This is a genomic window from Thalassococcus halodurans (assembly GCF_900108225.1).
Taxonomy (GTDB): Bacteria; Pseudomonadota; Alphaproteobacteria; order Rhodobacterales; family Rhodobacteraceae; genus Thalassococcus; species Thalassococcus halodurans.
On sequence record NZ_FNUZ01000001.1, the window covers coordinates 537,344 to 563,438 of the forward strand.

Consider the following 26,095-nt stretch of genomic DNA (forward strand, 5'->3'; position numbering starts at 1 on the left):
GCGTGGGTCAATGATGCTGGTGGCCAAATGTTAATGAATTCTTGCGACCCATCTTGTCGCTGCCATCAGGTGGCTTATTGTTGGGGCATGCCCAAGTCTGCCCTGACCCATCTGATCAAACTAAGCGCCGGTTCCGAAAGCGTGGATACGCTGGCCGAATGGCAGGCATCGTCCGCAGCAAAAGGCGCCGATGGCCTTCCGCGCCACGTCACCCGCATGTGGCCCAAGCGCGAGGCCGAGATCATCGACGGCGGGTCGATCTATTGGGTGATCAAGGGGCTGATCCAGTGCCGCCAGCGCGTTCTGCGGCTGGACGAGGTCACCGGTTCGGACGGCATCCGCCGCTGCGCCATTGTGCTTGACCCTGACCTGATCCGCGTGAACCCCGCACCGCGCCGTCCGTTTCAAGGCTGGCGCTATCTGGCACCGGCAGATGCGCCGCCCGATATGACCCAGACACGCCAGAACGAAGACACCCTGCCCCCTGAACTGGCAGGTGCCTTGGCCGATATCGGCGTTCTATGAATTCCTGCACAGTGGCTTTGCATTTTCGAACGGGCCCGTGGTCTGGTAATCCCTGTCCAAAAGCATAGTCTTTGTCCAAACCATCAATTCCAAGGACACTGCCATGACCTACACTCCCCCCGAAGTCTGGACGTGGGACGCCGAAAGCGGCGGCACCTTCGCATCGATCAACCGCCCCATCGCCGGTGCCACCCACGACAAGGAACTGCCCATCGGCAAGCATCCCTTCCAGTTGTACTCCATGGGCACGCCGAACGGCGTCAAGGTCACCGTTCTGTTCGAAGAACTTCTGGCAGCAGGCCACAAAGACGCCGAATACGACGCATGGCTGATCCGCATCGGGGACGGTGATCAGTTCGGTTCGGGCTTTGTCGATGTGAACCCGAACTCGAAAATTCCTGCACTGATGGACCGCTCGGGCGATGAACCGATCCGCATCTTTGAATCCGGTGCGATCCTTCTGCATCTGGCCGAAAAATTCGACGCCTTCCTGGGCCCCAAAGAACAGCGTGCCGAAATGCTGTCATGGCTGTTCTGGCAAATGGGCTCGGCCCCCTATCTGGGTGGCGGCTTTGGCCACTTCTACGCCTACGCGCCCGAGAAATTCGAATACCCGATCAACCGCTTCTCGATGGAGGCAAAGCGCCAATTGGACGTGTTGGACCGGAACCTTGCCGACCGCCAGTTTATGATTGGCGACGACTACACCATCGCGGACATGGCGATCTGGGCATGGTACGGCAACCTTGCCTTGGGCCGCGCCTACGATGCGGGCAAGTTCTTGGACGTAGAAAGCTACAAGAACGTGCAGCGTTGGGCGAAAGAGCTTGATGCACGCGAACCGGTGAAACGGGGCCGTATGGTCAACCGTACCTCGGGCGAGCCGCACGAACAGCTGCTGAACCGCCATGACGCGTCTGATTTCGATACCAAGACCCAAGACAAAATCGGCTGACCACACCGGCGGCTGACAAACAAAAAGGCGCTGGAAACCCCAGCGCCTTTCTTTGTTTGAACCTGTAGGACTGCTTACTTCAGCGCGCCCATCACGGCTGCAACTGCATCGCCGCCGTCTTTGGTTGTCACGCCGTCCAGCCAGCCTTCAACAACCGCAGGGTTCGCCGCCAGCCATGTCTTGGCCGCGTCTTCTGCATCTTCACCGTCATTCAGGATCGCGCCCATGATCTCGTTCTCCATCTCGAGGCTGAAGACGAGGTTGTCCAGCAGCGCGCCGACGTTCGGACATTCAGCCGCATAACCGGCGCGGACGTTGGTGTGCACAGTCGCACCACCAAGGTTCGGACCAAAGTAATCGTCGCCACCTGTCAGATAGGTCAGGTCATAGTTTGCGTTCATCGGGTGCGGTTCCCATGCAAGGAACACGATCGGCTCGTCACGATCGACCGCGCGGCCAACCTGTGCCAGCATCCCCTGCTCCGAGCTTTCGCGCACGTCAAAGCCGTCCAGACCAAAGGCGTTCGCTTCGATCATATCAAGGATCAGGCGGTTGCCGTCGTTGCCCGGCTCGATGCCATAGATGTAGCCATCCAGCGCATCTTTCTGCGCGGCGATGTCAGCGAAATCCTTGATGCCAAGCGCAGCACCAGAAGCGTTCGTCGCCAGCGTGTATTTCGCGCCTTCAAGGTTGGTTTTGATCGACTCGACAGTGCCCGCGTCCAGATAAGGGCGGATGTCGGCCTCCATCGTGGGCATCCAGTTGCCAAGGAAGATATCGATGTCGCCATTGGCCAGCGATGTGTAGGTCACGGGCACGGACAAAACCTTGGTTTCGGTGTCATACCCCAACGCGTCCAGCACAACCGAGGTCGCCGCCGTGGTCGCGGTGATGTCGGTCCAACCAACATCGGAAAAAGTCACGCTGTCGCAAGCCGCGCTTGCCATACCAGCGGATGCGCTCAGCGCGATCAGGGCAGTAAGGGTACGTTTCATGTTAGTCTCCCGTTGCTTATTCTTTTGATCATGGCCGCCATCGTGGCGGTTTTGACTCGCGAGTCAACCAAGATTGACTGACGAGTCAATTGCAGGTGGCTTTCCGCTACCATGTCCAGCGATGATTATAGCATCGTGACACAATCGCAGCAGCGATTCCTTGTCAGACACCCAGAGTGTTGCAGAGCGTTTGCATGATCTCGCGGTTTTCGTCGCTTTTGTCCGACAGACGACTGCGGAACAGCGTGGCCTGTGATTTCAGAACCGGCGGCTCATCCAGAATTTTCAGATGGTTCGCCCGCAGCGTTTCGCCCGTGCTGGTGATGTCGGCAACCGCTTCTGCCGTCAGGTTCCGAATTGTGCCTTCGGTCGCGCCCTGGCTGTCGACCAACTGGTAATCCGCCACACCGCCCATACGCAGGTAATCCCGCACAAGACGGTGGTATTTCGTGGCAATCCGCATGCGGAAGCCGTGTTTGGCGCGGAAGGCGGCTGCTGCCGCGTCCAGATCGTCCAGCGTGTCCACATCGACCCAGCAGGCGGGAACCGCGATGATCAGATCGGCGAAACCAAAGCCCAGCTCGGCCAGCGGTTCGACCTTTTGGTCCCACTGCACCAGCTTTTCGCGCACCAGATCGGTACCCGTAACACCCAGATCGATCCGCCCTGCTGCCAGTTCGCGCGGAATTTCGCCCGCAGACAGCAAGACCAGTTCGACGCCATCAACACCGTCAACCGCGCCGGAATATTCACGTTCCGATCCGGTCCGCGACAGGGTCACGCCCCGTTCGCCGAACCAGTCGAACGTCTTTTCCATCAACCGCCCCTTCGAGGGCACACCAAGCTTGATCGTCATGACTGTGCCTCGCGGACCTGCAACAGGATATCTGGGCGAATGACGCCCCCCACGGCGGGAATGCTTTTGCCCTGCCCCAAACGCTGGGTCAACGCGTCATAGCGACCACCGGAGGCCACGGGCGGCAGATCGGGACGCGCCTCGGAATAGAAGCCAAAGACAAAACCGTCGTAATATTCCATCGAGGTGCGGCCATAGCTGGCTTCAAAGTCCAGCGTATCCACGTTAACCCCACGGGCCGCCAGCGCATCGCAGCGGCGGGCAAAACGATCCACCGCTTGCTCCATCTCGGGCATATCCACGGCGATATCGCGCAGATTAGCCAAGGCGTAGGGGCATGTCTCGGACACCTTCAGGACCTCGTCGATCATATCGACCTGATCCTGCGAAATCGGCGGCTCGGCAGCATCAGCGCGCAGCGCCTCAATCCGGTCAGCAATCTCGACCTCGGAACGAAGTCCGATCACCGGCACGCCAATGTCCAACGGATCAGACGACTCAAGCAGCGCCTTGCGCGTCTGCGGTACGGCACTGCGGCCCGAATAACGATCCATCAGCGCGCGGAACCGGCGCGGGCGCCAGATGTGGCGCAGCAAAGCCGCACGGCGCTGGGGCGATGTTTTCAGGCTGGACACAGCGGCGGTCAGAATGCCCATATCGCCGGTTGCCGCACGCAGGCCTTCCCCGCCCAGCGTTTCAGCAAATATAGCAAAAACCTCGGCATCGGCGGCTTCGGGGTCGGTGCGGTCAAACACCTCGTATCCGGTTTGCAGATACTCGGAATCGCGCTCGGGGTTTTCCTCCTGACGACGGAAAACCACGCCCGAATAGGTGTAGCGCGCAGGCTCGGCCCCGTCGGCCATGTGCATCTGCACGACAGGCACGGTGAAATCAGGGCGCAGCATCTGTTCGCCGCGTGCGGGGTCTTGCGTGACATAGGCACGGGTGCGGATGTCTTCGCCGTAGAGATCCAGCAAGGTTTCCGCCGGCTGCAACACCGCGCAATCAACAGGCGTCGCGCCTGCCTTCTCGAACGCCGCGCGCAGGCGCAGCGCTTCGCTGTTGGCTTTCAGTGAACTCATGACTGGCTGTCCAGAATTTCACGCACCTTCGCAACCAACTCGCTGCGCGGCACCTCAAACTGGGAGGGACGTTCCTTCCATTCCTCAAGCGTCGCGTTCTCGGCGATCTTCGCACCAAGGATCAGGTCCTTGATCTGGATAACGCCACGCTCTTTCTCCTCGCCGCCTTCGATGATGGCGACGGGCGAGTTGCGCTTGTCCGCGTATTTCAGCTGGTTGCCAAAGTTCTTGGGGTTACCCAGATAAACCTCGGACCGGATGCCTGCATTGCGTAGTTCCGCCACCATCGTCTGGTAATCCGCCATACGGTCGCGATCCATGACGGTGACCACAACAGGCCCCGTCACCTGACCACCCACACGGCCTTTTTCACGCAGAGCTGCCAGCAGGCGATCCACACCGATGGACACACCCGTTGCAGGCACCGACTGACCGGTAAAGCGTTTGACCAAATCGTCATAGCGCCCGCCACCGGACACCGACCCGAACTGGCGCTTGCGGCCTTTTTCGTCGAAAATTTCAAAGGTCAGCTCGGCCTCGAACACCGGACCGGTGTAATAGCCCAGACCACGCACAACGGACGGATCGATAAGGATACGGTCGTCCGCATAGCCTTGCGCGTCCAGCAGCGTCGCGATGGTTTCCAGCTCATCCACACCTTCGGCACCCACGGCGCTGCGGCCAATGGCGGCGCGCAGGTTCGACAGGGTTTCAGCGGCATCCTTGCCACCCGATGTCAGGAAGGCCAGCACAGGGGCCGCCTGATCATCGGACAGGCCCACGCCGTCAATGTAGGCACCAGATGCGTCCAGACGGCCCTTGCCCAACAGTTCGCGCACGCCGGATTCGCCGACCTTGTCGAACTTGTCGATGGTCCGCAGCACGTCATCGCGCTGCGCGTCATCGGTCAGGCCCATGGTTTCCAGAACACCGTTCAGAACCTTGCGGTTATTGACGCGCACCAGATAGTCGCCGCGCGGAATGCCCACGACTTCCAATGTGTCGGACAGCATCGCGCAAATTTCGGCATCGGCCGCAACCGACGGCGCGCCAACGGTGTCGGCGTCACACTGATAGAACTGGCGGAAACGGCCCGGACCCGGCTTTTCGTTGCGCCAGACAGGACCCATCGCATAGCGGCGATAGGGTTTCGGCAGATCGTTCTGGTGCTGGGCGTAAACCCGCGCCAACGGCGCCGTCAGGTCATAGCGCAGCGCCAGCCAGTCGCCGTTGCCATCGTCGTCAGACTCTTGCCACGCGAACACACCTTCGTTCGGGCGGTCCACGTCTGGCAGGAATTTACCAAGCGCTTCGACCGTCTCGACAGCCGAGCTTTCCAGCGCCTCGAACCCGTATCGATGGTACACTTGCGCGATCTTGCCGAGCATGTCAGCACGTTCGGTGACTTCAGTACCAAAGTAATCGCGGAACCCTTTGGGCGTTTCCGCCTTGGGGCGAGGTGTTTTTTTAGGCTTGGCCATGGTGTCTTTCCAGCGGTCAAATGCGTGGCCTCCCTTAGCCGCTCCGGTGTCTCGGGGCAAGCAAGAGGGCTGGCAACTGGCGTGTTACACAACTATGTCGCAAACATATGACGGGAGAAACGCAATGACTCAGCCCAACGACGCCATGGAAGAACGGCTTGCCCACCTGATCCGTCAGGTCGAGGAACTGTCCGATGAGGTCGCCCGTCAGTCGCGCGAAATCGACACCCTGAACCGCCGTGTGGCTATGCTGATGATGCGCGAGGCCGAACGCGAATCTGAGGGCGCCGGCGGTGTGGTGATGGGCGACGAACGCCCCCCGCATTACTGATCAGAAAGGCTGATCAGCGCGACGCGATATCAATCGCGGCGACGTCACCGTCATACAGCAACGCGTTCGTCCATGACGAACTGCCAGTGTAGTTGGGATAGATCGTCAGGAACACGGCCATGCGGTCCAGCTTGGCCAACGACGATCCACAGGGCGTGCCCTTGCCCACACCACAGACCTTGCGCTTGACCTTTTCATACTCAGCATCGGCTGCTGTGTAGGGCTGGATTTTGCTGGGCAAACCATAGCGCAGCTGTTCGTGCATCTCGACTGACCCGAACACCGCAAGTGATGCGGTGAACTGGCGCGCGCAGCCATCATCAAAGCCCGTCACATACCAGTTGCGCGGGCCTGTGCTGCTAGGCTTGCTGTCATAAAGTTTGTACTTCGCACGCCCCGTTTCCGGATGCTGCGCGACCTCTTTGGCGAATTTGTTGATCGGCGCACCGCAGAGACGCGCCATTTTGCCCATCGGAACGGTTTCGTCCTTGGTCACTTCGGACACGGCGGCAGACGCGCTGGATTTCGAACTGCCCCCACCGCCAAGGAACCCACCGAACAACCCAGCACGACGCGGCTCTTCAACCTCAAGCGCGGCTGTTTCAACCTCTTCGACAGGTTCGGCGACCGGTGCTGTGTCTTCAACGACTTTGGCAACCTCGGCTTCGGGTGCCGCGACAGGGTCTTCTTGCAGGCCAGAGCCATTGGAATTCCCGCCAAAGATCGCGCCGAACAATGTGCGTTTCTGCGCGGGTGCGGCTTCGGGTTCGGCGACATCAGCCTCAACGCCCAATGCGGCCACTTCAACAGGCTCCACACCTTCCAGCGGCTCATCCGTGTTTTCAGCAACCTCGGTTGCCTCCGGCGCTTCGGTTTCTTCAATCGGGGGCAGGCCTTGGGCCTCGCGCAGCGCGGCGGTTACGTCATCGGCAGCGACATCAACCTTGGCATCATCAGCCTTGCGGCGGAAGAACCCCAAAAGGCCAGCGTTCGGCGTTTCGTCAGAGGTTGCGACAACGGAATTGCCCAGCGCGTTTTCGCCGTCCACCGCCGCGTCATCTGGCAAAGCGCCCGCTGTCTGCGCATCCTCGGCCAGTTCCACATCGCTTAGGCGGCTAACCTGTTGCAATGGATCCTGACTGCAACCGGCCACGGCGACAACTGCTGCGACGACCAAAACGGATGGTTTCAAAGGTGATCTCCCGAGTGCGCTTTGCAGTGGTCTAACGCAAATCCACGCCATCACGCCAGTGGTTTCCCACAGCCAATACGACCATAGGCCAAGGCTTGCCTAGAACTCCTGCACCTCAAGGATGCCGTCCAGCGACTTGATCGCGCCTTTGATTTCGGGCGACACGGGGAACTCTTCGTTCAGGTCGATCTCGACCTCGCCGGGCAGCCCTGCGTCGCTTAGAAGGAACTTCACAGGGCCTCGCGCACCCCGCGTGGCATTGGCCGCCGCCTGCGACAGAACCGAGGCGACGTTGCCAACAGCCGACGGGTTGTCGATGAAAATCTTCAGCCCAGCACTGCCCGCATCGGCAACCACAGCGTCGACAGGACCAACGGACCGGCCCAGCAGTTTCAACTGATCGCTTTCCATCGTCGCCTCGACCGTGACGACAACCTTTGAACCGGTCTCAAGGAATTCGCGCGATTTTTCCAAGGCTTCGGAAAACAGCGTGACCTCATAAGCGCCGGTCGGGTCGGACAACTGGCAAAAGGCAAAGCGGTTGCCGCGCGCCGATTTCCGCTCCTGACGGCCCGCAACGGTCCCTGCCAACTTCGCCACCAACGGGCCGCCCTCGGCCTTTTTGGTGACCTCATCAAGCGTCATGATACCTTTGCGCTTCAAGGGTGCCATGTAGTCGTCCAGCGGATGGCCGGACAGATAGAAGCCCACAGCGCGGAATTCTTCTGACAGGCGTTCCGCAGGCAGCCAGTCGTTGCAGGGCGCAAGGCGCGGTTCCGGCAGGTCATCGCCCGCTTCGCCGAACAGCGACACCTGATTGGACGCTTTCTGTTCGTGGATCGCCGCCGAATAGGCGACCAGCGCATCAAGGCTTTCGAACACGCGGCGGCGGTTCGGATCAAGCACGTCAAATGCCCCTGCCCGCGCCATCATTTCCAGCGGGCGCTTGCCCACACGTTTCAGATCAACGCGCCGCGCCAAATCGAACAGGTTCACGAACGGCTTGTCGCCGCGTGCATCCACCACCATGCGCATCGCGTCCGAACCCACGTTCTTCAACGCGCCCAGCGCATAAACCAGTTCGCCGTTCACAACATCGAACGTCGCCTGAGACCGGTTCACACACGGCGGTACCCACGGCAGTTCAAGCCCCTTGCGGACCTCTTCGAAATAGATCGCAAGCTTGTCCGTCAGGTGGATATCGCAGTTCATCACGCCGGCCATGAACTCGACCGGATGGTTCGCCTTCAGCCAAGCGGTCTGGTAGGACACCACCGCATAGGCCGCCGCGTGGGATTTGTTAAATCCGTAGTTCGCGAACTTCTCGAGAAGGTCGAAAACCTCGCTGGCTTTCTTGGGATCAACACCGTTTTCGCCCGCGCCCTTTTCGAACTTGGGGCGTTCGGCGTCCATCGCCTCTTTGATCTTTTTACCCATCGCACGGCGCAGCAGGTCGGCGCCGCCAAGGCTGTAACCCGCCATGACCTGCGCGATCTGCATAACCTGTTCCTGATAAACAATAATCCCTTGGGTTTCTTCAAGGATATGGTCGATCAGCGGATGCACGGATTCGATTTCGCGAAGGCCGTTCTTGACCTCGCAATAGGTCGGGATGTTCTCCATCGGACCCGGACGATACAGCGCCACAAGGGCAACGATATCTTCGATACATGTGGGCTTCATGCGCTTGAGCGCATCCATCATGCCCGAGCTTTCAACTTGGAACACAGCGACCGTTTTGGCGCGGGCGTACAGTTTATAGGTCGGCTCGTCGTCCAAGGGGATCAGGTTGATCTGGTTTTCCCCGCCCTCGGGCGGCGCATAAAGCTCTGTCCCGTCAGCGGCCACATGCAACGGACGCCCCGATTTCAGGATCAGATCAACGGCATTCTGAATGACCGTCAGGGTTTTCAGACCCAAGAAGTCGAACTTGACCAGACCCGCCTGTTCGACCCACTTCATGTTGAACTGCGTCGCGGGCATATCGGACCGCGGATCGCGATAAAGCGGCACAAGTTCATCCAGAGGACGATCCCCGATCACAACACCCGCCGCGTGGGTCGATGCGTTCCGCAACAGCCCCTCGACCTGCTGGCCATAGGTCAACAGACGGTCCACGACCTCTTCGTTTCTGGCCTCTTCCCGCAGACGCGGTTCGTCCTGCAAGGCCTTCTCAATCGAAACAGGCTTAACGCCCTCGACCGGGATCATCTTGGACAGACGGTCCACCTGCCCGTAAGGCATCTGCAAAACACGACCAATGTCGCGCACCGCCGCCTTGGACAGAAGCGCACCAAAGGTGATGATCTGCCCGACCTTGTCGCGGCCGTATTTTTCCTGAACGTAGCGGATCACCTCTTCCCGACGATCCATGCAGAAGTCGATGTCAAAGTCAGGCATCGAAACACGTTCAGGGTTTAGAAAGCGTTCGAACAGCAGGCTGTAGCGCAGGGGATCAAGGTCGGTGATGGTCAGCGCATACGCCACCAGCGAACCCGCGCCAGAACCACGCCCCGGACCTACCGGAATATCGTGGTCTTTGCCCCATTTGATAAAGTCCGCAACGATCAGGAAGTAGCCGGGGAAGCCCATGCCTTCGATGATGCCAAGCTCGAAATCCAGACGTTCCTGATATTCCTCGGGCGTCACAGCATGGGGGATCACGGCCAGACGCGCCTGCAGACCTTCATTCGCCTGACGACGCAGTTCTTCGACCTCGTCATCAGCGAACTTGGGCAGGATCGGATCGCGGCGATAGGCCATAAAGGCACAGCGCTTGGCGATCTCGACGGTGTTTTCAATCGCTTCCGGCAGATCGGCAAACAGCGTCGCCATTTCCTGCGGCGTTTTCATGTAATGCTGTGCCGTCAGACGGCGGCGCGGTTCGGACTGGTCGACATAGGTGCCTTCGGCAATACAGATCAGCGCATCGTGCGCCTCGTACATATCCGCCTTAGGGAAGTAGACATCGTTGGTCGCGACCAGCGGAATATCCATGGCATAGGCCATTTCGATCAAACCGCGTTCGGTCTGCTTTTCCGTCTCGGGCAGCCCGTCTTCACCGGGATGGCGCTGCAATTCCACATACAGACGATCACCGAAGATCGCCTTGAAGCGCGTCATCAACTCTTCTGCTGCCGGACGCCCGCCTTGCATCAGCAACTGGCCAACCGGACCTTCCGGACCACCCGTCAGACAGATCAGGCCCGCGCTGTGTTGTTCAAGCTCGTCCACCGTGACGTGTGGAAGTTCCCCATCCGTGCGCAGATACAGGCACGAATTCAGCTTCATCAGGTTTTCATAACCGGCCTCGTTCTGGGCCAGCAAAACGACGCCAGCGGGATCACGCGGGCGTTCGCCCTGTTTCGGCGCGGCAAAGCGCAGATCGACCTGACAGCCGATGATCGGCTGAATGCCCGCGCCCGCAGCCGAGACGGAAAACTCCAGCGCCGAGAACAGGTTATTCGTGTCCGTCACCGCAACGGCGGGCATCTCCATCGCCTCGCAGAGACCGGGCAATTTCTTAAGCCGCACGGCCCCCTCAAGCAGAGAGTATTCCGTGTGCACGCGCAGATGAATGAATCGGGGATCAGCCATGACGCCACACTATGTTGTGGTGAAGGTGGGGGGAAGTCCCTTATCGACCCCGCAGCGCGTCAAACCGAATGCCCGAAAAACAGGCAGAAATTCCTGACTGCACGGAAATGCGCCAAGATTTTCCTTGCCAAACAGGAACTGGCGCTTCTAGCGTAGGTGTCGATCTAATTGCCTGCGCATCTTCTACGCCGCATCGAAGTTGTGCTGATTTGGGCTCTGGGTAACGCGGCGGGCTTTTCACATGACAATCGACTTTCTTCTGAACGGAGAGAGTGTTTCGCTTTCGGACTTGCCGCCGACAACCACCCTGTTGGACTGGCTGCGCGAAGACCAAGGCATGACTGGCACCAAAGAAGGCTGCAACGAAGGCGACTGCGGGGCCTGTACCGTCATGGTCACTGACCAAAGCGGATCGAAGGCGCTGAATGCTTGCATCCTGTTCCTGCCGCAACTTCACGGCAAAGCGGTGCGCACGGTCGAAGGTATCGCCGCCCCCGACGGCACGCTGCACCCGATGCAGCAGGCCATGGTCGACCACCACGGCAGCCAGTGCGGTTTCTGCACGCCGGGTTTCGTCGTTTCGATGGCAACGGCGCACAGGAATGGCGACACCGATTTTGACGACGCGCTTGCGGGCAACCTGTGCCGCTGCACCGGCTACGCCCCGATCATCCGCGCCGCCGAAGCCGCCAAAGATGCGCCCGTTCCAGACTGGCTGAACGACGACCTGCCGAAGGCCGCCGCCAACAGCCCCGAAACGCTGGACGAACTGGCCCGCGCCTACGCCGCCAACCCCGATGCCACGCTGATCGCTGGCGCGACGGATGTGGGGCTTTGGGTGACCAAGCAAATGCGCGACCTGCCCGCGCCCATCTTCCTGAACCGCTGCCGCGATCTGCAACAGATCGAAGACACGGGCGATGGCCTGCGCATTGGTGCGGGCGTGACGATGGATCGGGTTCTGAAGGCGGTTCAGCCGCTCTACCCGTCCTACGCCGAAATGATCCGCCGCTACGGTTCCGCTCAGGTCCGCAACGCCGCCACCATCGGCGGCAATATCGCAAACGGATCGCCCATCGGGGACAACCCGCCAGCCCTGATCGCCTTGGGCGCAACGCTGCACCTGCACCACGTCGTTGGCGCGCGCGATCTGCCGATCGAGGATTTCTTCCTCGACTACGGCAAGCAGGACCGCCGCGCGGGCGAGTTGGTCGCAGGCGTCACCATCCCCCATCAGCCAGACCGACTGAAGGTCTACAAAATCTCCAAACGGTTCGATCAGGATATCTCGGCCCTTTGTGGCGCGTTCAATATCACGGTCGAAGATGGAACAGTCACCAACGCCCGCATTGCGTTCGGCGGCATGGCAGGCACCCCGAAACGCGCATCGCACGTCGAGGCCGCTTTGACAGGCCAGCCGTGGACATTGGACAGCATCGCGATGGCCGACGCAGCATGGTCAGCGGACTTCACCCCCATGTCCGATATGCGCGCAAGTTCGGACTACCGTCTGACCACCGCAAAGAACCTGCTACACCGTGTATATCTTGACTATACAGGCCAATCCTCCAGCGTATTGGAGGTGCAGCCATGAGCGTTGCAAAACCCCTTCCCCACGAAGCGGCCAAACTGCACGTCACTGGTTCGGCGCATTACGTCGATGAACTACCCACCCCGCGCGGCACCCTGCATCTGGCCTTTGGTCTGTCCGACATCGCCAGCGGCACGATCAGCAACATGGACCTATCACAGGTCCGCAGCGCCAAGGGCGTCGTAGACGTTATCACCGCCAGCGATCTGGACAGACCTGCGGATTGTTCGCCCTCCAACCACGACGAACCGCTGTTGTCCGATGGCACAATCCACTACCTCGGCCAACCGTTATTTCTGGTCGTGGCTGACAGCCATCATGCCGCCCGCCGCGCCGCTAGATTGGCCAAGATCGACTACACCAAAACAACCCCGATCCTGACCATCGAAGACGCCCTCGCCGCCAATAGCCACTTCGAAGAGGGCCCGCGCATTTGGGAAAAGGGCAACACGGCCCAAGCCCTTGAAACCGCACCTCATATCGTCGAAGGCGAGATCGAGATGGGCGGGCAAGAGCATTTCTATTTGGAAGGTCAGGCCGCCCTTGCCCTGCCTCAGGATGATGGTGACATGGTCGTCCACTCATCGACCCAGCACCCTTCGGAAATCCAGCACAAGGTGGCCGATGCCATTGGCCTGCCGATGCATGCTGTGCGCGTTGAAATCCGCCGGATGGGCGGCGGGTTCGGCGGCAAGGAAAGCCAGGGCAACGCATTGGCCATCGCCTGCGCCTTGGTCGCGCAGAAAACAGGCCGCGCCTGCAAGATGCGCTATGATCGTGACGACGACATGGTGATCACCGGCAAACGCCACGATTTCCGCATCACCTACCGCGCAAGCTTTGACGAAACCGGGCGTCTGCTTGGCGTGGATTTCAAACATTACACCCGCTGCGGCTGGGCGATGGATTTGTCGCTGCCTGTCGCGGACCGCGCGATGCTGCACGCCGACAACGCCTATGATCTGCCGAACGCGCGGATCGAAAGCCACCGCCTGCGCACCAACACCCAAAGCGCCACGGCCTTCCGGGGGTTCGGCGGCCCTCAGGGCATGCTGGGGATCGAACGGGTGATGGACCATGCCGCGCATCAGCTGGGCATGGACCCGACAGAGCTGCGCCGCCGCAACTACTACACCGATGGCGACACGCCACCTAAGCAAACCACGCCCTATGGCCAGCAGGTCGATCATTTCCTGCTGAACGCGATGACCGATCAACTGGCGCAATCGGCCGATCTGACGGCGCGCAAAGCCAAGATCGCCGAATGGAACGCCCAGAACCCGCACCTGAAAAAGGGCATCGCCTTGACGCCGGTGAAATTCGGCATTTCGTTCACGCTGACGCACCTCAATCAGGCGGGCGCGCTGGTGCATGTCTACCAAGACGGGTCGATCCGCATGAACCACGGCGGAACGGAAATGGGCCAAGGCCTGTTCCAGAAAGTCGCCCAAGTCGCCGCCAGCCGCTTTGGCGTGCCCATCGAGATGGTCAAGATCACCGCGACCGACACCGGCAAAGTGCCCAACACCTCGGCCACGGCGGCCTCGTCGGGCAGTGACCTGAACGGCATGGCCGTCAAAGCCGCCTGCGACACCATTCGCGACCGTATGGCAGCGCACCTGGCCGACCTTCACCAAACTGACGCAACAGAGGTCAGCTTTGTGGGCGGCCGCGTATCGGTCGGGTCAGCAGAAATGTCGTTCTCCGAAGCCGCTAAACTCTGCTACGAAGGCAGGGTCAGCCTTTCCGCCACGGGCTTCTACAAAACGCCGAAACTGGCGTGGGACCGGATCGCAGGTCAGGGACGACCGTTCCTCTATTTCGCCCATGGCGCGGCGGTGTCCGAGGTCGTGGTCGACAGCCTGACCGGCGAATACCGCATCCTGCGTACCGACATCCTGCACGACTGCGGCCACAGCCTGAACCCAGCGCTGGACATCGGCCAGATCGAAGGCGGTTTTGTCCAAGGCACAGGCTGGCTGACCACAGAAGAACTGGTTTGGGACGACTCTGGCCGCCTGCGCACCCATGCGCCCTCGACCTACAAAATCCCTGCGTGTTCGGACCGCCCCGACATTTTCAATGTCACGCTGTGGGACGGCGAAAATGCCGAAGACACCATCTATAAATCCAAAGCCGTAGGCGAGCCGCCCTTTATGCACGGCATGTCTGTCTTCTTTGCACTCTCCGATGCCATCGCCCAATTCGGCCAAGGATATCCGGCACTTGACGCCCCTGCCACACCAGAGCGCGTACTGAAATCCATTCAAAAGGTGCGGGGATGAGCTTTGATCTGACCGCCCTTTCCGATGCCGTGGCCAAACATGGCCGCGTCGCCCGCGTGGTCGTCGCCGAAGTCGCCGGATCGGTCCCGCGCGAGGTTGGGGCCGCGATGCTGGTCTGGGATGGCGGGCAATCGGGCAGCATTGGCGGCGGACGGCTGGAATTCGAGGCTGCGAAGACCGCCTTCACCCATACCGGCCTAAGTCGCCACGCCCTTGGCCCCGATATGGGCCAATGCTGTGGTGGACGGGTCACCTTGCTGACCGAACACTTTGATGCCGCCAGCCTGCCGCCGCTGTCAGACACTGTGATCGCGCGGGGCGATGGCGCTATGCCACTGGCCGTCCATCGTCTGCTGGATCGCACCCGTGCACAGGGGATCGCGCCGGAGCCTCAGCTGATCCAGGGCTGGATGGTCGAACCAATCACCGCCCCCCGAAAACCCATCTGGATATGGGGCGCGGGCCACGTGGGCGCCGCACTTGCCAACACACTCGCGCCGCTACCCGACATGGACGTGACCGTGGCCGATACCGCGCCTGACAGATTCTCTTTCCCGTTGGCGGATCAGGTCACCAAACTGCCTGCCGCCGACCTGCCCCGCCTTGCCGCCCACGCACCCGAGGAGGCCCGCCATATCATCGTGACCTACAGCCACGAGATTGATTTACAGCTGTGTCACGCGCTTTTGGCGCACGAGTTTGCCTTTGCCGGATTGATCGGTTCTGACACAAAATGGGCCCGCTTTCGCAAGAGGCTTGCAGGCTTGGGACATACGGATGCACAAATAGCGCGCATTTGCTGCCCAATTGGTCAAAAATTGCTTGGGAAACATCCCCAAGCCATTGCGATCGGTGTGGCCGCGCAGCTAGTTGAGACGCTGAAGAAAAGAGATGGTGAAACGTGGCAGACCCGCTCCTTAGGTTGACTGGCCTGACCAAGGCCTACCCCGGCGTGATCGCCAATGATGATGTCAACTTTGACATCGGCGAAAACGAGATTCACGCCTTGCTTGGGGAAAACGGGGCGGGGAAATCCACGCTGGTGAAAATGATCTACGGTCTGGTCAAACCCGACCGTGGTTCGATGGTCCTGCAAGGACAGGACTATACGCCTTCTGAACCGTCCGAGGCCCGCCAGCGTGGCGTGGGCATGGTTTTTCAGCATTTTTCCCTGTTTGACGCGTTGAACGTGGCCGAAAACGTCGCCCTTGGCATGGAAAACCCGCCCAAGACCCGCGAACTGGCCGAACGTATCCGCACCGTGTCCGAAGAATACGGCCTGCCGCTGGACCCATCGCGCATCGTGGGCACCCTGTCCGCCGGTGAACGCCAGCGGGTCGAGATCATCCGCTGTCTTTTGCAAGACCCCAAGCTGTTGATCATGGACGAACCCACCAGCGTTCTGACCCCGCAAGAGGTGGATATCCTGTTCCAGACGCTGAACAAGCTGCGGGCCGAGGGCACGTCGATCCTGTATATTTCGCACAAGTTGGAAGAAATCCGCACGCTTTGTGACACCGCAACGATCTTGCGTTTGGGCAAAAAGGTTGCGACCTGCACGCCCAAAGACACATCTGCCCGCGAACTGGCCGAAATGATGGTAGGCGCAAGTTTTGCTACGCCAGAGGCACGCCAAACCACACTGGGCGAGGTCGCACTGAAGGTCGCAAACCTGTCCCTGCCCGCTCCCGGTGCGTTCGGCACCCCGCTGCGGGACGTGTCGCTGTCCGTGCAACGGGGCGAAGTGTTGGGCATCGGCGGCGTTGCAGGCAACGGGCAGGATGAACTTCTGGCCGCGCTATCGGGCGAACGCCTGTCGCCTGCGGGCAGTATTGAACTGCTGGGCACAGACGTCAGCCGCCAAGGCCCCATGGCCCGCCGCGATGCTGGCCTGCTGTCCGGCCCCGAAGAACGCCTTGGCCACGCCGCCGCCCCGAATATGAGCCTGACGGAAAACGGTGTCCTGACCGCCGCACGTCGCGAAGGGCTGTTGAAGAACGGCTTTATCGACTGGGCCGCCGCCAAGGACTTTACCGAAAAGGTCATCAGCACTTTCGACGTCCGCACGCCCAGCGCCAACACCGCCGCACGGGCACTGTCCGGCGGCAACCTACAGAAATACGTGATCGGCCGCGAGATCATGCAGCGCCCCGAGGTTCTGGTTGTGAACCAGCCCACGTGGGGTGTGGATGCCGCCGCTGCCGCCGCGATCCGTCAGGCGATTCTTGATCTGGCTGCGAACGGTGCCGCGATTGTCGTCATATCGCAGGACCTGGACGAGTTGATGGAAATCTCGGACCGCTTTGCTGCGCTGAACGAAGGGCGTCTGACCGATGCCGTGCCGGTTGCTGGCCTGACCATCGACACCATCGGCCTGATGATGGGCGGTGCCCAAGATATGGAGGTGGCCCATGCGTAACGCCATGTCCCCCACATCCACCCGAGGTGCCGCATGATCCATCTGGAAAAACGCCCGCAGCCTTCGCAGGTTTGGACTGTCATTACTCCTGTTTTGGCCGTCATTTTGACGATGATCGTCGGCGGAATGATGTTTGCCGCCCTTGGCAAACCTCCGCTTGAGGCGATCCGCACCATTTTCTGGGACCCGCTGTTTCACCCGCAATTCGCCGGATATTCGCGGCCACAGTTGCTGGTGAAGGCCGGTCCGCTGATCTTGATCGCGATTGGCCTATCGGTCGGCTTCCGCGCGGGCATCTGGAATATCGGCGCGGAAGGGCAATACATCATGGGCGCGATTTGCGGCGCGGGCGCTAGCCTTGCGCTTTATCCGTCGGACAGCATTTTGCTATTCCCGATGATGGTGATCGCAGGCGCGCTGGGCGGTTGGGCGTGGTCCATGATCCCCGCCATCCTGAAAACCAAGTTCGGCACCAATGAAATCCTTGTGTCGCTGATGCTGGTCTATGTGGCCGAATCCATTCTGGCCTCGGTCTCGTCCGGCTTGCTGCGCAACCCCGATGGCATGGGCTTTCCGGGCAGCCGCAACTTTCAGCAATGGGACGCGGCGGCGAATAAGGAATTAATCGCCAACACCGGCATGCACTGGGGCGTCGTCTTTGCCCTTATTGCGGTCATCGCCGCCTATGTTCTGTTCGCCCGCCACATCCGCGGTTTCCAGATCCGCCTGTCGGGCGAGGCCCCCCGTGCAGCCCGCTTTGCTGGCGTGAACCCGAACCGCATCGTGATCTTCTGCCTTGGCACCGCCGGTGCGCTGGCCGGTCTTGCCGGTCTGTTCGAGGTCACAGGCCCCGCTGGCCAAATCAGCATCGACTTCAACTCGGGCTACGGCTTTACCGCGATCATCGTAGCCTTCCTTGGCCGCCTGCATCCTGTGGGCATCCTGCTGGCGGGTCTGCTGATGGCGCTGACCTATATCGGCGGCGAACTTGCGCAGCTGATGCTGGGCGTGCCTGGCGCGTCGATCCAACTGTTCCAAGGGATGCTTTTGTTCTTCCTTTTGGCGACAGATGTGTTCACCAATTACCGTATCCGCTTCGGTCAGGGGGCAGCATAATGGACCTCAGTTCGATCAACCCTGTTCTACTTGTCGCGTCGATCATGGTGTCGGCGACCCCGATCCTTTTGGCAGCCATCGGCGAAATGGTCGTTGAACGCGCAGGCGTTCTGAACCTTGGCGTCGAAGGCATGATGATCACAGGCGCAGTCGTGGGCTTTGCCGTGGCTATCAACACAGGCAACCCGGCGCTTGGCTTTGCGGCTGCGGCTTTGGCCTCGGCCGTCCTATCGCTCAGTTTCGGGGTGCTAACCCAGCTTTTGCTATCGAACCAGGTGGCCACGGGTCTGGGCCTGACGCTTGTGGGGTTGGGCCTGTCGTCGCTGATCGGCAAACCCTATGAGGGTATGAAATCCCCCACCCTGCCCAAACTTGATATGGGTTTTCTGTCGGACCTGCCTGTCGTGGGCCGTATGCTGTTCAGCCATGACCTGATGGTCTACCTGTCGCTGGCGCTGGTCATCGTCGTCTGGGCGGTTCTGAAATACACCCGCATCGGCCTGATCCTGCGGGCTGTCGGCGAAAACCACGATGCCGCGCACGCGCTTGGATATAAGGTCGTGCGCATCCGCATGATGGCGATCTTCTTTGGCGGGGCCTGCGCTGGCCTTGGCGGCGCGTATCTGTCGCTGGTGCGCGTGCCGCAATGGACCGAAGGCATGACCGCAGGCGCAGGCTGGATCGCGCTGGCGATTGTCGTCTTTGCCTCGTGGCGCGCTGGCCGCGTGGCCATCGGCGCCTATCTGTTCGGCGGCGTCACCGTGCTACAGTTGAACCTGCAGGCTGCTGGTGCTGCTGTTCCTGTGGCGCTGCTGTCCGCATCGCCCTATCTGATGACCATTCTGGTCCTTGTCTTTATTTCTGCCCGCGGAGCCCACGGCGCACCCGCCTCGCTCGGCAGGCCATTCCACGCCTCGGCCTGAGGCAAAACTATAAACCAACCGGGAGAACCGAACATGAAACGCAGAACACTCCTTGCCAGCGCAGCGGCCCTCAGCCTTGCCGCAGGCAGCGCCTTTGCCCAGGACAAAGTCAAGGCAGGCTTCATCTATGTGGGCCCCGTCGGCGACGGCGGCTGGACCTACGAACACGACCAAGGCCGTAAGGCGGTCGAGGCAGAACTGGGCGATGCAGTTGAAACCGTCTATCAGGAAAGCGTGCCTGAAGGTGCCGACGCGGAACGCGCGATCACACAGATGGCGCTGTCGGGTGCAGACATCATCTTCACCACATCCTTCGGCTACATGGACCCGACAATGAACGTTGCGGCCAAGTTCCCGGACGTGAAGTTCGAACACGCCACAGGCTTCAAGCGCGCCGATAACGTCAGCGTTTATTCCGCTCGCTTCTACGAAGGCCGCGCCATTCAGGGCCACATCGCGGGCAAGATGACCAAGACCAACAAGGTCGGCTACATCGCGTCCTTCCCGATCCCCGAAGTTATCCGCGGCATCAACTCGGCCTACCTGCACGCCAAGAAAGTAAACCCCGACGTCGAATTCTCGATCGTTTGGGCCTACACATGGTTCGACCCCGCGAAAGAGGCTGACGCCGCCCGCGCGCTGATCGACAACGGCGCTGACGTGATCCTGCAGCACACGGACTCGACCGCACCGCAGGCCGCCGCGCAAGAGGCTGGCAACGTGATCACCTTCGGTCAGGCCTCTGACATGGCTGAATTCGGCCCCGTGCCGCGCGTGTCCTCGATCATCGACAACTGGGCGCCCTACTACATCGATCGCGTCAAAGCGGTCATGGACGGCACATGGGAAAGCACCGACACATGGGACGGCATCAGCACCGGCATGGTCGGCATCGGCGAGATTTCCAGCGCGGTCCCTGCTGACGTGAAGGCCGAGGCACTGGCACTGAAAGACGCCATCGCTGCGGGCGAATACCACCCGTTCACAGGTCCGATCAACAAACAGGACGGCACACCTTGGCTGGCAGAAGGCGAAACAGCCTCTGACGGCGATCTGCTGGGCATGAACTTCTACATCGAAGGCCTGACAGGCGACGTGCCGAACTAATCATCGGATCACATCCGAAACACCAAGCCCCGCGCCAACCAGCGTGGGGCTTTTTTGTTGGCAATCGCCGTCCTCCGAATGCGCAAGAAACGGGTCGCAGTGCTGCGCCACCAAGTCCTAGATATCTCTCTCCAGCCGGAGGTGCCGAAATGACCCAAACTTTTCTTGCGCTCATTACATTTCTATTTCCTCTGGCCTACAGCCCCGGCCCCGGAAACGTTTTCTTTGCTGCCAACGGCGCCTACTTCGGCTTCAAGGCCACGATCCCCGCCAACACCGGCTATCATCTGGCCACCTTCGCCATCACAGCGGCAATAGGCTTCGGATTTGTCGCCGCCATGGATTTGGTGCCGCAGATTTTTGTCGCCATGAAGCTTGCCGGGTCGGCCTATGTCCTGTGGCTCGCGTGGAAACTGTTCACAGCGGATGCTCTGAACGACCGGCAAACGGCGCGCCCCGCCACGCTCTGGGATGGTATCATCCTGCTGGTTCTGAACCCCAAGGCCTATGTCATCATCGCCCTGATGTTCACCCAGTTCCTGACCAGCGACACAAACAATCAGACAGGCACGGTCCTGTTCATCACGGCGGTTTTCACCCTGAACAATCTGATCGCGTTCTCGCTCTGGGCGCTCTTGGGCGACCGGATCGCCAAGGTATTCCACAGCCCCCACAGCGCACGCAGGCTCAACCGGGCCTTCGGCGCAATCCTCGCCGCAGTCGCCCTCTGGATGCTTGTTGCCTGACGCCCGCCAAAGGCACCAAACCCGAGGGTCCGGCCAAAGGCCGCGGCCCGAGACAAACCTGTGCATGGGCCATCGGGCCCGCGCCCCTTTGGATCACGCCTGCACAGACCCTCTGCAAAGATAGCGGTTCACGTTATCGGAAAACGCACTACTCTTTCCCCAAGCGGAAGGAGACCCCATGCAAAAGATTCAAACCCAAGGCGTCCATCATATCACCATCATGGGCGCGGATAGGCAGACCAGCATCGATTTCTGGGAAGGCGTGCTGGGCATGCCCTTCATCTTCGACCAGCCCAACCTCGACAATCCCGACGAAGGCCATCTTTATTTCGATCCCGGCGACGGGCGGCTGATCACCATTTTCACCAACGAAAGCCGCGAATCCGTCCACGACCGCACCCCGACCGATGCGGGCTGTGTGCATCATCTGGCGCTCAATGTCTCCAAAGCCAGTTGGAGCCAGGTGGTAAAACGCCTTGATGCCCGTGGCATTCCCCACTCCGGCCCCAAGGATCGCGGCTTTATGGACTCGATCTATTTCAAAGACCCACTCGGCTTTCTGATCGAACTGGCCTGCTACCGGTTCGAACCGCCCGAAGGCTGCCGCCATGCCGACGTGATGATCGAAGCCCACCGTATCCGTGTGGAGCGCGGCGACTATAACATCGGCGAAGAACATCTGGCCGACGCCATCGAATTGCTCGTCACCCGCACGCAGCAGTCTTTGTCCGATGACCGCAGCCCCAAAGACCCGTATAAACGCGGCTGACACCTGACACGGGGGACACCGATGACCGACCTGACCACCGCAAACGGCACCGCCGTGCCGCGTTTCGCCTTTGGCACGATGCAATTCGGCGGCAAGGCCGACGCCACCCAAAGCGCCGAGATGTTCGATGCCTGCCGCAACGCGGGTATCACCCATTTCGACACGGCTTATGTCTATACCGGCGGTCAGTCGGAAACGATCCTTGGTGGGCTGATCAAGGATTGCCGAGACGACCTTTACATCGCGACCAAGGTCGCCATGGAAGGCCCCGCCACCCGTGCCAACATCACCGCGCAATTCGACACCAGCCGCACACGGCTTGGGCTGGATATGATCGACCTGCTTTATATCCACATCTGGGACGATGACACCGATCTGTCGGAAACATTCGAAACGCTGGCCGAGCTGCAATCCGCAGGCAAGATCCGCCACATCGGCGTGTCCAACTACGCCGCGTGGCAGGTGATGAAGGCCCAAGCCGTGGCGCAAACTTTCGGCACCCGCATCGATGTGCTTCAACCGATGTACAACCTTGTCAAACGTCAGGCCGAGGTCGAACTGCTGCCCATGTGCGCCGATCAGAACATTCAGGCCGTGCCCTATTCGCCCCTCGGCGGCGGTCTGCTGACCGGCAAATACGTGGCCGGTGAAACAGGCCGGCTGACCGACGACGAACGCTACACCAACCGTTACGCGGTGGACGAGATGCACAAGGCCGCGGCGCGTCTGGTCGAGATCGCCAATGATCTGGGCACCTCGCCTGCAACGCTGGCTGTGGCGTGGGTCGCGGCTCATCCGGCACAGCCTGCCCCGATCCTGTCGGCGCGGACTGTCGAGCAACTCCAGCCATCGCTCGCCGGTATGACCTTCGACATGACGCCAGAAATCTATGCTCTCCTGTCCACGATTTACCCGACGCCCGCCCCCGCCACGGACCGGCTGGAAGAGGCCTGATTGACCACCAACATCACCCCACGCACCCTGCCCGACAGCCTGCAACGCTGGTTCGACGCGAAAGGCTGGTCGCTGCACCCGCACCAGCAAGCAATGCTGGAACGGGCCGAAAACCCTGCGCTGTTGCTGATCGCGCCCACGGGCGGCGGCAAGACCTTGGCGGGCTTCCTGCCGACATTGGCCGAATTGGGCACCGACCCAGACGCGGGTCTGCACACGCTTTACGTCAGCCCGCTCAAGGCGCTGGCGTCTGACATCAAGCGCAACCTCGGAACCCCGATCGAAGGCGCAGGCCTGAACATTCGAGTCGAGGATCGCACAGGCGATACGCCCTCAAGCCGCAAGAAACGCCAACGCGCGGACCCACCCCATATCCTGCTGACTACGCCTGAAAGCCTTGCGCTGCTGACCAGCTACGAAGACGCGCCGCGCATGTTCAAAGGGCTGCAGCGCGTGATCGTGGATGAAATCCATGCGCTGGCCGAAAGCAAGCGGGGCGATCAGTTGATGCTGGCCTTGGCACGGCTGCAAACGCTGTGCCCTGATCTACGGCGCGTCGGGTTGTCGGCGACCGTGGATGACCCGCAGCAAATCGCGCATTTACTCGCCCGCCATCCAGACCCTTGCGACATCCTTCTGGCCGATCCCGGCCCTGATCCTGACATCCAGATGCTGGTCACGGACGAGGCCCCGCCATGGTCCGGCGGCGGCGCGAAATACGCCATTCCGGCGGTGTTGGAGCAGGTCAAGAAACACAAGACCACGCTGATCTTTCACAACACCCGCGCACAAGCCGAGCTGTTCTTTCACAACCTCTGGCTCGCCAACGAAGACGCGCTGCCCATCGGCATTCACCACGGGTCACTGGACCGTGACCAGCGCGAAAAGGTCGAGGCCGCGATGGTGCGCGGCGATCTGCGGGCGATTGTCTGCACAGGCAGCCTTGATCTGGGCATTGACTGGGGCGATGTCGATCTGGTCATTCAGGTGGGCGCGCCGAAAAACGTCAAACGTCTGGTCCAGCGGATCGGGCGGGCCAACCACCGCTATAACGCACCCTCCAAGGCGCTTCTGGTGCCTGCCAACCGGTTTGAGGTGGTCGAATGCATCGCCGCGCTTGAAGCCGTGAAGGCGCATGATCTGGACGGTGACACGCGCGGGGCGGGACCGCGTGACGTGCTGTGCCAACACATCCTGATCGCCGCCGCCAGCGGGCCGTTCGATGCCGACGCGCTGTATGCCGAGATGACAAGCGCGGGGGCCTATTCGGACCTAAGCCGCGCCAGCTTTGACGCGTGTCTGGATTTCTGCGCCACGGGGGGCTACGCGCTGCGGGCCTATGACCAATGGCAGCGCATCCGCCAGCGTCCCGACGGTCTGTGGGAACTGCGCGATCCTCGGTCTGCTGTGCGCATCCGGCAGAACATCGGCACCATTCAGGACAGCGACACGCTCAAGGTCAAATGGCGCGGTCGCGGTGGCGCGCCCTTGGGCGAGGTCGAAGAGGGCTTTGCCGCCTCACTGACCCCCGGCGACACCTTTCTGATCGGCGGGCAGATCGTGCGCTACGAAGGGCTGCGTGACATGGTCGTGCAGGTCACGCGCGATGCGAAAAAGAAACCCAAGATCGCGACGTTCATGGGCACGAAATTCGCGACGTCCACTCAGCTGTCACAGCGTATACTCAGGATATTCCAGCAAGACGACTGGCCCGCCCTGCCGCCCCACACCCGCGACTGGCTGCACCTGCAGCGGGACGTGTCACAACTGCCGCAGCCGGGCCGACTGCTGATCGAAAGCTTTCCGCATGACGGACGTGAACAGTTGGTCGTGTATGGGTTTGCGGGCCGCAACGCGCAGCAAACTCTGGGTCTTTTGTTGACCAAACGGATGGAGGAAGAGGGACTGGCCCCAATGGGCTTTGTCGCCACGGACTATGCCACGCTGATCTGGGGGCTGGATGCGGTGACAGACCCGCGCCCGCTGTTCGATCTGGAGCGGCTTGAAGCCGGTTTGGACGGCTGGCTGGCGGGCAATGCGGTGATGAAACGCACCTTCCGCGCCTCTGCCACGATTGCAGGGCTGATCGAACGACAGGTGGGCGGCCAGCGCAAATCGGGCCGGCAGGCGACGATGTCATCTGACATCCTGTACGACACGCTGGTGCGCTACGACCCCGACCACCTGTTGCTGCAAATCACGCGGGAAGAGGCGATGCGCGGCTTGGTCGACTTCGACCGGATCCGCGACATGTGCCAGCGTGTGGGCGACCGGATCGACCTGCTGCGCCTGACCCGCGTCACGCCCTTGGCCGCGCCCTTGTTCCTTGAACCCGGCCGCGTGCCGATCAACGGAGAGGCCGACGAACGCCTGCTAGAGGAAGAGGTCACACGCCTGATGGATGAAAGCGGGTTGAACCAGATCGAGGTCAAACCAAGCTGGCGCGTGCCTTACTAAGCGATTGCCAAAGCGTGCCGCCTGAGGCATGAACAAAGCATGAACCACCATGCCTTCACCTTCAACAATGCAGCACTTTGCGCGCTGGGATCAGGCGCGCTTTTCTGGCCCGATCAGCGGCTGTTGGTGGTGTCCGATCTGCATTTCGGCAAATCCGAACGGCTGTCGGCGGTAGGTGGCGCGCAACTGCCCCCTTATGACACGCGCGATACGCTGACACGGCTGGAAGCAGACCTTGAGGCGACGGGTGCGCGGCAGGTGATCTGCCTTGGCGACAGCTTTGACGCGCCGGATATCGGAAGCGCGCTGCCGCAAGAGGAACTGCTGTGGATCACCCGTTTGCAGGCAGGGCGGGATTGGGTGTGGATCGAGGGCAACCATGATCCGGGGCCTGTGGGGATCGGCGGCACCCATGTCAAAGACCTACAACTGGACCCGCTGGTGTTCCGGCACATTGCGACCGTTGGGGCCACCTGTGAAATATCGGGGCACTATCACCCCAAGGCCCGTCTGCCACTGCGCGGGCGTTTGATCAGCAGGCCCTGTTTCCTCGTGGACAAGGACAGGATCGTGATGCCGGCCTATGGCACCTACACCGGCGGTCTGCGCAGCGACAGCGCGGCGCTGTGTGGATTGATGGCACCCGATGCCATGGCGATCCTGACCGGTAAGACACCGGCCGCCATCCCGATGCCCCGCGCGGCCCTTGCCTAA

The 26,095-nt window shown here is 60.9% G+C and carries 21 protein-coding genes; 15 read left to right on the forward strand and 6 right to left on the reverse strand.

The window, feature by feature from the left end; all coding sequences use genetic code 11:
* Positions 1 to 87: 87 nt before the first annotated feature.
* Positions 88 to 525: a DUF1489 family protein gene (locus tag C4S59_RS02690; protein WP_103908922.1), complete on the forward strand. Its 438-nt coding sequence runs from the start codon at positions 88 to 90 to the stop codon at positions 523 to 525.
* Positions 526 to 628: 103 nt separating this feature from the next.
* Positions 629 to 1,480, forward strand: a complete 852-nt coding sequence (gene yghU, locus C4S59_RS02695) for a glutathione-dependent disulfide-bond oxidoreductase (protein WP_103908923.1) — start codon at positions 629 to 631, stop codon at positions 1,478 to 1,480.
* 74 nt (positions 1,481 to 1,554) lie between these two features.
* On the opposite strand, the gene choX is transcribed toward yghU, so the two are convergent.
* The 4 genes from choX to hisS form a co-directional block, all read right to left on the reverse strand.
* Positions 1,555 to 2,475, reverse strand: coding sequence for a choline ABC transporter substrate-binding protein (gene choX, locus C4S59_RS02700; RefSeq protein WP_103908924.1), 921 nt, complete (start codon positions 2,473 to 2,475; stop codon positions 1,555 to 1,557).
* A 163-nt stretch (positions 2,476 to 2,638) separates the two neighbouring features.
* Positions 2,639 to 3,331: an ATP phosphoribosyltransferase gene (gene hisG / locus C4S59_RS02705; protein ID WP_103908925.1), complete on the reverse strand. Its 693-nt coding sequence runs from the start codon at positions 3,329 to 3,331 to the stop codon at positions 2,639 to 2,641.
* Entirely contained in the window at positions 3,328 to 4,413 is a 1,086-nt protein-coding gene (locus C4S59_RS02710; RefSeq protein WP_103908926.1) for an ATP phosphoribosyltransferase regulatory subunit, read from the reverse strand. Before C4S59_RS02710 ends, hisG begins: the two co-directional genes overlap by 4 nt.
* Entirely contained in the window at positions 4,410 to 5,894 is a 1,485-nt protein-coding gene (gene hisS, locus C4S59_RS02715) for a histidine--tRNA ligase (RefSeq protein WP_103908927.1), read from the reverse strand. The genes C4S59_RS02710 and hisS overlap by 4 nt, the downstream gene beginning before the upstream one ends.
* 124 nt (positions 5,895 to 6,018) lie before the next feature.
* Here hisS and C4S59_RS02720 point away from each other — a divergent pair, with 124 nt between their 5' ends.
* Complete coding sequence (locus C4S59_RS02720; protein WP_103908928.1) at positions 6,019 to 6,225, forward strand: SlyX family protein; 207 nt, start codon at positions 6,019 to 6,021, stop codon at positions 6,223 to 6,225.
* Between the two features lie 13 nt (positions 6,226 to 6,238).
* On the opposite strand, the gene C4S59_RS02725 is transcribed toward C4S59_RS02720, so the two are convergent.
* Both C4S59_RS02725 and dnaE read right to left on the reverse strand, forming a co-directional pair.
* Entirely contained in the window at positions 6,239 to 7,417 is a 1,179-nt protein-coding gene (locus C4S59_RS02725; protein WP_146064502.1) for a hypothetical protein, read from the reverse strand.
* 99 nt (positions 7,418 to 7,516) lie between these two features.
* Positions 7,517 to 11,014 carry a DNA polymerase III subunit alpha gene (gene dnaE / locus C4S59_RS02730; RefSeq protein ID WP_103908930.1) on the reverse strand — a complete coding sequence of 1,166 codons (3,498 nt, stop codon included), beginning with the start codon at positions 11,012 to 11,014 and terminating at the stop codon, positions 7,517 to 7,519.
* Positions 11,015 to 11,255: 241 nt separating this feature from the next.
* Between dnaE and C4S59_RS02735 the strand changes: the two genes are divergently transcribed.
* The 12 genes from C4S59_RS02735 (at position 11,256) to pdeM (ending at position 26,095) form a co-directional block, all read left to right on the forward strand.
* Complete coding sequence (locus C4S59_RS02735) at positions 11,256 to 12,608, forward strand: xanthine dehydrogenase small subunit (RefSeq protein WP_103908931.1); 1,353 nt, start codon at positions 11,256 to 11,258, stop codon at positions 12,606 to 12,608.
* The gene (gene xdhB, locus C4S59_RS02740) at positions 12,605 to 14,890 is read left to right on the forward strand and encodes a xanthine dehydrogenase molybdopterin binding subunit (RefSeq protein WP_103908932.1); all 2,286 of its coding nucleotides are present in this window, start codon (positions 12,605 to 12,607) and stop codon (positions 14,888 to 14,890) included. Before C4S59_RS02735 ends, xdhB begins: the two co-directional genes overlap by 4 nt.
* On the forward strand, positions 14,887 to 15,816 hold the full coding sequence (gene xdhC / locus C4S59_RS02745; protein WP_103908933.1) for a xanthine dehydrogenase accessory protein XdhC: 930 nt from the start codon (positions 14,887 to 14,889) through the stop codon (positions 15,814 to 15,816). Before xdhB ends, xdhC begins: the two co-directional genes overlap by 4 nt.
* Positions 15,792 to 17,309, forward strand: coding sequence for an ABC transporter ATP-binding protein (locus C4S59_RS02750; protein WP_103908934.1), 1,518 nt, complete (start codon positions 15,792 to 15,794; stop codon positions 17,307 to 17,309). The genes xdhC and C4S59_RS02750 overlap by 25 nt, the downstream gene beginning before the upstream one ends.
* 33 nt (positions 17,310 to 17,342) lie before the next feature.
* Positions 17,343 to 18,425 carry an ABC transporter permease gene (locus C4S59_RS02755; protein WP_103908935.1) on the forward strand — a complete coding sequence of 361 codons (1,083 nt, stop codon included), beginning with the start codon at positions 17,343 to 17,345 and terminating at the stop codon, positions 18,423 to 18,425.
* On the forward strand, positions 18,425 to 19,348 hold the full coding sequence (locus C4S59_RS02760) for an ABC transporter permease (RefSeq protein ID WP_200813154.1): 924 nt from the start codon (positions 18,425 to 18,427) through the stop codon (positions 19,346 to 19,348). The genes C4S59_RS02755 and C4S59_RS02760 overlap by 1 nt, the downstream gene beginning before the upstream one ends.
* 33 nt (positions 19,349 to 19,381) lie before the next feature.
* Complete coding sequence (locus C4S59_RS02765; RefSeq protein ID WP_103908936.1) at positions 19,382 to 20,455, forward strand: BMP family ABC transporter substrate-binding protein; 1,074 nt, start codon at positions 19,382 to 19,384, stop codon at positions 20,453 to 20,455.
* A 149-nt stretch (positions 20,456 to 20,604) separates the two neighbouring features.
* Complete coding sequence (locus C4S59_RS02770) at positions 20,605 to 21,201, forward strand: LysE family translocator (RefSeq protein ID WP_103908937.1); 597 nt, start codon at positions 20,605 to 20,607, stop codon at positions 21,199 to 21,201.
* Positions 21,202 to 21,379: 178 nt separating this feature from the next.
* The gene (locus tag C4S59_RS02775; RefSeq protein ID WP_103908938.1) at positions 21,380 to 21,970 is read left to right on the forward strand and encodes a VOC family protein; all 591 of its coding nucleotides are present in this window, start codon (positions 21,380 to 21,382) and stop codon (positions 21,968 to 21,970) included.
* Positions 21,971 to 21,991: 21 nt separating this feature from the next.
* Positions 21,992 to 22,924, forward strand: a complete 933-nt coding sequence (locus C4S59_RS02780; RefSeq protein WP_103908939.1) for an aldo/keto reductase — start codon at positions 21,992 to 21,994, stop codon at positions 22,922 to 22,924.
* Positions 22,925 to 25,381, forward strand: a complete 2,457-nt coding sequence (locus tag C4S59_RS02785; RefSeq protein WP_268810617.1) for a ligase-associated DNA damage response DEXH box helicase — start codon at positions 22,925 to 22,927, stop codon at positions 25,379 to 25,381.
* Between the two features lie 39 nt (positions 25,382 to 25,420).
* Positions 25,421 to 26,095, forward strand: coding sequence for a ligase-associated DNA damage response endonuclease PdeM (gene pdeM / locus C4S59_RS02790; RefSeq protein WP_103908940.1), 675 nt, complete (start codon positions 25,421 to 25,423; stop codon positions 26,093 to 26,095).